The sequence below is a fragment of the Saccharothrix hoggarensis genome, assembly GCF_042678885.1.
Lineage (GTDB): Bacteria > Actinomycetota > Actinomycetes > Mycobacteriales > Pseudonocardiaceae > Actinosynnema > Actinosynnema hoggarensis.
Genome location: NZ_JBHTLK010000288.1, coordinates 1 through 7774, shown reverse-complemented (window position 1 = coordinate 7774; position 7774 = coordinate 1). Strand labels below are relative to the sequence as shown.

The 7774-nt window shown below is 72.9% G+C and carries 10 protein-coding genes; 9 read left to right on the top strand and 1 reads right to left on the bottom strand.

Annotated elements, in window-relative coordinates; genetic code table 11:
* Positions 1-182, top strand: a 182-nt coding sequence (locus tag ACFQ3T_RS32455; protein ID WP_380729264.1) for a substrate-binding domain-containing protein, incomplete at its 5' end; no start/stop codon positions are given.
* Positions 183-350: 168 nt separating this feature from the next.
* Positions 351-641, top strand: a complete 291-nt coding sequence (locus tag ACFQ3T_RS32450) for a hypothetical protein (protein WP_380729262.1) — start codon at positions 351-353, stop codon at positions 639-641.
* 310 nt (positions 642-951) lie between these two features.
* Here the strand turns inward: ACFQ3T_RS32450 and ACFQ3T_RS32445 are convergent, their stop codons facing one another.
* Positions 952-1869 carry a TauD/TfdA dioxygenase family protein gene (locus ACFQ3T_RS32445; protein WP_380729261.1) on the bottom strand — a complete coding sequence of 306 codons (918 nt, stop codon included), beginning with the start codon at positions 1867-1869 and terminating at the stop codon, positions 952-954.
* A 5-nt stretch (positions 1870-1874) separates the two neighbouring features.
* Here ACFQ3T_RS32445 and ACFQ3T_RS32440 point away from each other — a divergent pair, with 5 nt between their 5' ends.
* The 7 genes from ACFQ3T_RS32440 to ACFQ3T_RS32410 all read left to right on the top strand — a co-directional run.
* Complete coding sequence (locus ACFQ3T_RS32440) at positions 1875-2207, top strand: putative leader peptide (RefSeq protein ID WP_380729259.1); 333 nt, start codon at positions 1875-1877, stop codon at positions 2205-2207.
* An 83-nt stretch (positions 2208-2290) separates the two neighbouring features.
* Complete coding sequence (locus tag ACFQ3T_RS32435) at positions 2291-3298, top strand: ABC transporter substrate-binding protein (protein ID WP_380729257.1); 1008 nt, start codon at positions 2291-2293, stop codon at positions 3296-3298.
* Entirely contained in the window at positions 3295-4116 is an 822-nt protein-coding gene (locus ACFQ3T_RS32430; RefSeq protein WP_380729255.1) for an ABC transporter ATP-binding protein, read from the top strand. Before ACFQ3T_RS32435 ends, ACFQ3T_RS32430 begins: the two co-directional genes overlap by 4 nt.
* Complete coding sequence (locus ACFQ3T_RS32425; protein WP_380729253.1) at positions 4113-4970, top strand: ABC transporter permease; 858 nt, start codon at positions 4113-4115, stop codon at positions 4968-4970. The genes ACFQ3T_RS32430 and ACFQ3T_RS32425 overlap by 4 nt, the downstream gene beginning before the upstream one ends.
* Before the next feature lie 26 nt (positions 4971-4996).
* Entirely contained in the window at positions 4997-6568 is a 1572-nt protein-coding gene (locus ACFQ3T_RS32420; RefSeq protein ID WP_380729252.1) for an FAD-binding protein, read from the top strand.
* A complete protein-coding gene (locus ACFQ3T_RS32415) occupies positions 6565-6918 on the top strand; it encodes a 4Fe-4S dicluster domain-containing protein (protein ID WP_380729250.1) in 354 nt (117 codons plus the stop codon). Before ACFQ3T_RS32420 ends, ACFQ3T_RS32415 begins: the two co-directional genes overlap by 4 nt.
* Positions 6915-7774: ROK family transcriptional regulator (locus ACFQ3T_RS32410; RefSeq protein WP_380729248.1), on the top strand; the 860-nt coding region annotated here is incomplete at its 3' end. The genes ACFQ3T_RS32415 and ACFQ3T_RS32410, both read left to right, overlap by 4 nt.

The window sequence follows — 7774 nt, the reverse complement described above, 5'->3', positions numbered from 1 at the left end:
AACCCGGCGTCACCGTCCTGCGCCAGGACGTCCCCGCCCTCGGCCGCAAAGCCGCCGAGCTGATCTTCAAGCGCATCGAGGGCGACCAGTCCCCGCCCGCGCACGCCGTCGTCCCGGCCACGCTCGTCCGCCGCGGGTCGGGCGAGATCGCACCGGGAGGGCGACCGCCCCACTCCGGTTGAGACGGCGCCCGGCGGTCGGACGCGGCACCGCCCGTGACCGACCACGACCGGCGGACATCGACTTGTCCCCCAATGAGTGACGACGCGTCGGACACGCATGAGGATCACCGGCGGCGGCATCCTCGCCTTGCACGGCCGTGCGTCCGTTTTGTCCGAAGGAGGCAAGTCATGCGACGAGCAATCTCACTCGTGACCGCGATGGTCGCGGCCTTCATGATGAGCGCCGGCACAGCGAGCGCCGCCACCGGCGTCCTGTACGTCGGCGACGAGGACTACCACGACCCCGAGGGCTGCTACGTGGTGATCCTGGAGAGCGGGGAGCGGCCCCACGTCTACAACAACACCGATGAGCCGGTCGAGATCTACTCGAACCTGGGCTGCAACGGCACCCCGGCCAGGGTCCTCCAACCCCGTGAGGGCGGCCAGCTGCGGGCGAGCGTCAGCCTGTGGGTCGACTGACGACCCTCGCGCCGCCATCGGCTCGCCGTGATGGCGCCCGGCGCGGTCCACTCCGCGCCGGGCGCCGGCCGGGACCACACCCGCACGGACCCGTTCCCGCGCTGTGGCGGCCGTCCTCCGGCGTGTCCACCGCGTTCCCGGTGCCGGGCGGCACCACCACTCCGATCTCCACGTGCCCGCCCACCCCGGCCGCGGTGATCGTCTTCCCGCGTCCACGATGGAGGTGGGATCGAACGCCCCGGTTTCCGGGGTCGGCGGTCGCGTCCGGGCGGGCGCGACCGCCGTGCCACCGGTGCCGGGCCGAGCGGCGTCAGACGGCGGAGAAGTGGGTCGCGTCGCCGACGACCGTGGTGCTCGTGACGCCGTCCACGCTGACCGGGACGTCGCCCGCGATGGTGATGCGGTGCAGGCGGCGGCGGGCGTCGTCGTAGTCGGCGACGCCGTAGTGCTGGGTGGCGCGGTTGTCCCAGATCGCCACGTCGCCGTCGGCCCACTGCCAGCGCACGGTGTTCTCCAGCCGGGTCACCCGGTCCTGGAGCAGGCGGTAGACCGTGTGCGACTCCGCGGACGTCAGGCCCACGATCCGCTTGACGAAGTGGCCGAGCAGCAACGCCCGCTCGCCGGTCTCCGGGTGCACGCGCACCACCGGGTGCTCGGTCTCGTAGCGCTGCGCCTGGAACTCGTCCCGATAGGACTCCTCCTTCACGTCCACGCCGCCGATGCGGGTCGAGTCCACGTGCCCGGCGTAGTCGTAGACGTTGCTGTGCACCGCCCACAGCCGGTCCACCAACGCCTTCAGCGCCGGCGGCAGCTCCTCGTAGGCGCGCACCGTGTTGGCCCACACCGTGTTGCCGCCGTAGGGCGGCAGCTCGACCGCGCGCAGGATGCTGATCGCGGGCACGCGGTCGACGAACGTGACGTCGGTGTGCCAGCTGTTGGCCTTGCCGTAGTCGGAGTCGATCGGCAGCACGTTGGCGTGCTCGCGCCCCTTGACGGTCGGGTGGGCCAGCGTCGGCTCGCCGAGCAGCCGGGCGAAGGCGAGCTGGCCCGCGTCGTCCAGGTGCTCCTGGCCGCGGAAGAACACGACCTTGTTGGCCAGCAGCGCGTCCCGGACGGTCGCGACGGCGCCCTCGGACAGGTCGCCGCCCAGCCGGACGCCGTCGACCCGCGCGCCGATGCCCGCGCCGAGCCGGTGGACGGTGATCGTGTCGGAAAGCTGTGCGGTCATCGCCGATGTCCTCTCGTGAGAATGCGTTCGCACTTCACGATGGGCAGTCGCGCGGAACGGGCACAACAATGCGCGGCCGTGAATTAAGTCGTCCCAGCACGCGGACGCGGTTGACACCCGCGACCCGTCCCGGCACTTCGTTGCGCCGGACAAAGAAGTGGCCGGTGTCCAGCGCGGCGGACCGCCGGCTCCATGATGTGGGACGACCGCCGAGCCCGTTGACCCCGCCTGACCTGGGTGTGAGGCTCTGGGCCGTGAGCAACGCCGTCAACCTCACCTCGCGCCGGCACGTCGATCTCCGACGCCAAGCCGGCGCGCTCTGTCGCGCCGGTCGCTGAACCCGCCACCATTCTCCTCCCTCACTCGGGCGCCGAAGCCCGCTATTTCGGCCTGCCCGCTTTTACCCAGCAAAGGATTCGCCGTGACCAGCACGCGACGGAACTTCCTCGGCCTCACCCTCTTCGGCCTGACGGCGGCCGCGGTCGGCTGCTCCCCCGCGGGGGCCGGCGGCGGCGCCGAGACCAGGACGCTGCGCTACCAGGGCTGGGCGGGCGACGTGACGCTGCCCGAACTGGCCGCCGACCTCGGCTACCTCGGCGACGTGAGGCTGGAGTGGGTCGGCAACACCACCAGCGGCCCGCAGGACATCCAGTCCGCCGCCACCGGCCAGGTCGACTTCGGCGGCGCGTTCAACGGCGCGGTCGTCAAGCTCAAGGCCGCCGGCGCCCCGATCAAGTCGGTGATCGGCTACTACGGCTCCGACGAGGCGGCGTTCAGCGGCTTCTACGTGCTGGAGGACAGCCCGATCAGGTCCGCCCGCGACCTGATCGGCAAGAAGGTCGGCATGAACACGCTGGGCGCGCACCACGAGGCCATGCTCGGCATCTACCTCAAGCGCAACGGCCTGTCCCCCGACGAGATCAAGAAGGTGGAGCCGATCGCGGTGCCGCCGGTCAACATCGAGCAGTCCGTGCGGCAGAACCAGATCGAGGTCGGCGTGCTCGGCGGCATCCTGCGCGACAAGGCGTTGGAGAAGGGCGGGCTGCGCAAGCTGTTCTCCGACTTCGACCTGCTGGGCGCGTTCACCGCGGGCACGTACGTGTTCACCGAGAAGTTCCTCAAGGACAACCCGAACACCGTGCGGACGTTCGTCAGCGGCGTGGCGCAGGCCATCGAGTGGAGCCGCACGACGCCGCGCGACGAAGTCGTGGCGCGCAAGGTCGACATCCTCACCAAGCGCGGGCGCAACGAGGACCCGGCCGCGCTGCGGTACTGGAGGTCCACCGGCGTCGCCGAGAAGGGCGGCCGGATCGTGGACAAGGAGCTGTCGCTGTGGGTGGACTGGCTCGCCGAGCGCGGCGAGATCACCAAGGACCAGGTCAGGCTCACCGACCTCTACACCAACGAGTTCAACGGGGTGGCGGCATGAGCACCCACATCAGCTTCCGCGACGTGACCAAGCGGTTCGTGGTGCGCGACCGGGCGTCCCGCCGCCGCACCGAGTTCACCGCCGTGCGCGGGGTGGACCTCGACGTGGAGCGTGGCGAGTTCCTGGTCCTGGTGGGGCCGAGCGGCTGCGGCAAGTCCACGTTGCTGGACCTGCTCGGCGGGCTGACCGAGCCGAGCGAGGGCCAGGTGCTGCTGGACGGCGTCCCGATCACCGGTCCGGGACTGGACCGGGGCGTGGTGTTCCAGCAGTACGCGCTGCTGCCGTGGCGCACCGCGCAGGGCAACGTCGAGTTCGGGCTGGAAGCGGCCGGCGTGCCGAGGCGGGAACGCCTGGGCAAGGCCCGCGAGTTCCTGGACCTGGTGGGGCTCAGCGGTTTCGAGGACCGCCACCCGCACCAGCTGTCCGGCGGCATGCGGCAGCGCGTCGCGATCGCCCGCAGCCTGGCGTACGACCCGACCGTGCTGCTGATGGACGAGCCGTTCGCGGCGCTGGACGCGCAGACCCGCGAGTCCCTGCAGGACGAGCTGTTGCGCATCTGGCGGCGCACCGGCAAGACCGTCGTGTTCATCACGCACTCCATCGACGAGGCGGTCTACCTGGGTCAGCGGGTCGCGGTGCTGACGTCGCGGCCGGGCCGGGTCAAGGAGGTCGTCCCGATCGAGCTGGGCGACCGCACCGGCCGGGTCGACCTGCGTTCGAGCACCGGGTTCGCGCGGTACCGGCACCGGATCTGGGAGCTGCTGCACGACGAGGTTTCCCGCGCCCAGCAACAGGAGAAGGAGGTGGCGGCGGTATGACCGCGCTGGTGGAGTCACGACCGGCCGTGGACGGGGCGCGTGCCGTCGGACGGGACCGCCTGAGGAAGCCGTCGGTGGCGCGCCGGGTGGCCGACGCGCTGGTGACGGCGACCGGCAAGGTGGCGGCGATCGTCGTGCTGCTGGCGGTGTGGGAGGCCGCGCCGCGGCTGGGCCTGGTCGACGCCACGTTCCTGCCGCCGTTCTGGACCGTGGTCGACGCGTGGTGGCGGCTGGCCGTGAGCGGTCAGCTCGTGGACAACACCGGGGCGAGCCTGGCCCGGTCGCTGTCCGGGTTCGGCCTCGCGGTGGCGGTGGCCGTGCCGCTCGGCCTGGTGATCGGCTGGTACAAGCCGGTGGCGACGCTGCTCGGGCCGCTGCTGGAGGTCTTCCGCAACACGGCGGCGCTGGCGTTGCTGCCGGTGTTCGTGCTGCTGCTCGGCATCGGCGAGACGTCGAAGATCGCCATCGTGTTCTACGCCTGCACCTGGCCGATCCTGCTCAACACGATCAGCGCGGTGCGCGGTGTCGACCCGACCTTGCTCCGGCTGGCCCGGTCGGTGGACCTCTCGGGGTTCCGGCTGTTCCAGAAGGTGATCCTGCCCGGCGCGGTGCCCACGGTGTTCACCGGCATCCGGCTGGCCGGCGCGGTGTCGATCCTGGTGCTGGTCGCCGCGGAGATGGTGGGCGCCAAGGCCGGGCTCGGCTACCTGATCAACGCCTCGCAGTTCAACTTCGCCATCCCCCAGATGTACGCGGGCATCATCACGATCTCCGCCATCGGCGTGGTGTTCAACCAGCTGCTCGTCGCCCTGGAACGCCGGTTCACGTCCTGGCGCGTCCCCGTCGGTTCCTGACCCCGCGCAACGGAAAGGAGCTTCCCATGACGCTCGAACTCGACGCGGACGTGCTGGTCGTCGGCGGAGGTCCCGCGGCGACGTGGGCCGCGCTCAAGGCGGCCGACGAAGGCGCGGCGGTGGTGTTGGCGGACAAGGGTTACTGCGGCACCAGCGGCGCGACGGCGTCCGGCGGCACCGGCGTGTGGTACGTGCCGCCGGAGCCCGAGGCCCGGGAGAAGGCCATGTCGAGCCGGGAGGCGCTGGGCGGGTACCTGGCGGACCGGCGCTGGATGGCCAGGGTGCTGGACGAGACCTACGACCGGGTCAACGAGCTGGCCGACGTGGGCCGCTACCCGTTCCCGGTCGGCCCCGACGGCAAGCCCCTGCGCACCGGCCTGCAAGGGCCCGAGTACATGCGGCGGCAGCGCGTCCGGGTGCGCCGGGCCGGGGTGGCGATCCTCGACCACAGCCCCGTCACCGAGCTGCTCACGACGGACGACGGCGTGGTGGCCGGTGCGGCGGGGTACCAGCGGCAGGCCGACCGGGCGTTCCGGGTGCGGGCCGGCGCGGTGGTGCTGGCGACCGGCGGGTGCGCGTTCCTCAGCAAGGCGTTGGGGTGCGACGTCAACACCGGCGACGGCGCGCTGTTCGCCGCCGAGGTCGGGGCGGAGCTGTCCGGCATGGAGTTCTCCAACGCCTACGGCATCGCGCCCGAGCACACGTCGGTCACCAAGACCGCGTTCTACAACTACGCCACGTTCTACCGGGCGGACGGCTCGGTGCTCGACGGCGCGGGCAGCCAACGCGGCCGGTCGGTGATCGCGCGGACGTTGTTGGCCTCGGAGAAGGTGTTCTGCAAGCTCGACCGCGCCGACGAGGCCGCCCGCAGGGCGATGCGGCTGGCGCAGCCGAACTTCTTCCTCACCTTCGACCGGCTGGGCGTCGACCCGTTCACCCAGCCGTTCGCGGTGACCCTGCTGGCCGAGGGCACGGTGCGCGGCACCGGCGGCATCCGGATCGTCGACGACGGCTGCGCGACCACCGTGCCGGGCCTCTACGCGGCGGGCGACGCGGCGACCAGGGAGCTGATCTGCGGCGGGTTCACCGGTGGTGGCAGCCACAACGCGGCGTGGGCGATGTCGTCCGGGTCGTGGTCGGGACGGGCCGCCGCACGGTTCGCCCGCGCGCTCGGCCCGTCCGCCGCGAGGCGCGCGGTCCGTGCCGCCGGTGGCGCGGGGCTGCGCCCGACCGGCGCGACGTCGTCGGTGTCGGCGGCGGAGGTCGTGGGCGCCGTCCAGGCCGAAGTGCTGCCGTACGACAAGAACTACCTGCGGCACGGTGACGTGCTGCGCGCGGCGTTGGGGCAGCTCGACGCCACGTGGTCGGCGGTGCGGTCAGGTCTGCGCGCCGAGGGCTCGGACGTGGTGCGGGCGCGCCAGGCCGCGGCGATGGTCGCGCACGCCCGGTGGATGTACACCTCGGCGTTGGCGCGCAGCGAGAGCCGGGGCATGGCCAAGCGGCTCGACTTCCCCGAACTGGACCCCGCTCAGCACTTCCGGATCACCTCCGGCGGTCTGGACGACGTGTGGGCCCGGCCGCGGGAGGTGGCGGCGTGATCGAGCTCGTGTCGGCCGCTCAGTGCGTCACCTGCGACAAGTGCATCGCCGTGTGCCCCACCAACGTGTTCGACCGCGGCGCGGACGGCGTGCCGGTGATCAGCAGGCAGCAAGACTGCCAGACGTGCTTCCAGTGCGAGGCGAACTGCCCGACCGACGCGTTGTTCGTGGCGCCCCACACCCACCCCCTGCCGGCGGAGTCCTCCGCCCACGACGAGGAGCACCTGCGGCGGACGGGCCTGCTCGGCAGCTACCGCCGTGACATCGGGTGGGGCCGCGGGCGCACGCCGGGTGCGGCACGGGCGGTGGGCCCGGCGCTGTCACCGTCCGGCCCGCCGCTGATCTCGTGAGCCCGCGCGGGACGGCCGCGGCGGCGTTGATGGGCGCCGTGCTGCGGCACGGGCCGGTCGCGCGCACCACCATCGCCCGGCTGACCGGCCTGAGCCCGGCGGCGGTGACGCGCAACTGCGCGGCGCTCGCCGGTCTCGGCCTGCTCACCGAGGTGGCCGGGCCGCTGCCGTACGGGGGCGTGGGCCGCCCGCACACGCCGGTGGACGTGGACACCGGCCGCCACCTGGTGGCCGGCATCCACATCGCCCACGAGCACTGCACGCTGGCGTTGCTGGACCTGCGCGGACGCGTCCGGGCCCGGCTGCGCGTGCCGCACCGCGACCCGGACGACCACCGGGACGTGCTGGCGACCGCCGCCGACCGCCTGGTGCGGCTGCACGCCGAGCACCTGCCGGGGCACGTGCCGCTCGGGCTGGGCGTCGCCGCCGGCGGCTGGGTCGACACCGAGGCGGGCGTGCTGGTCGAGCACGCCTCGCTGGGCTGGCGGGACGTGCCCGTGCGCGACCTGCTCGCGGCCCGCACCGGGCTGCCGGTGCTGGCGGACAGCCACGCGCGGGCGTTGGCGCGGGCGGAGCAGCTGTTCGGCGCCGCGGGCCGCCACGAGTCGCTGGTGCACCTGTTCGTCGGCAACGTGGTGGACGCGGCGATCGACCTCGGCGGCGGCACGCACCGGGGCGCGCGGTCGGCGGCGGGCGGCGTCGCGCACCTGGCGCTGGGCGACCCGGAGATCACGTGCCCGTGCGGCCGCGGCGGCTGCCTGGAAGCGACGGTGTCCGACCGCGCCTGGGCTCGGCGCGCCCACCAGGCGGGGGTGATCGCCCGGCCGTCGATCGCGGACCTGGCCGACGCCGAGAT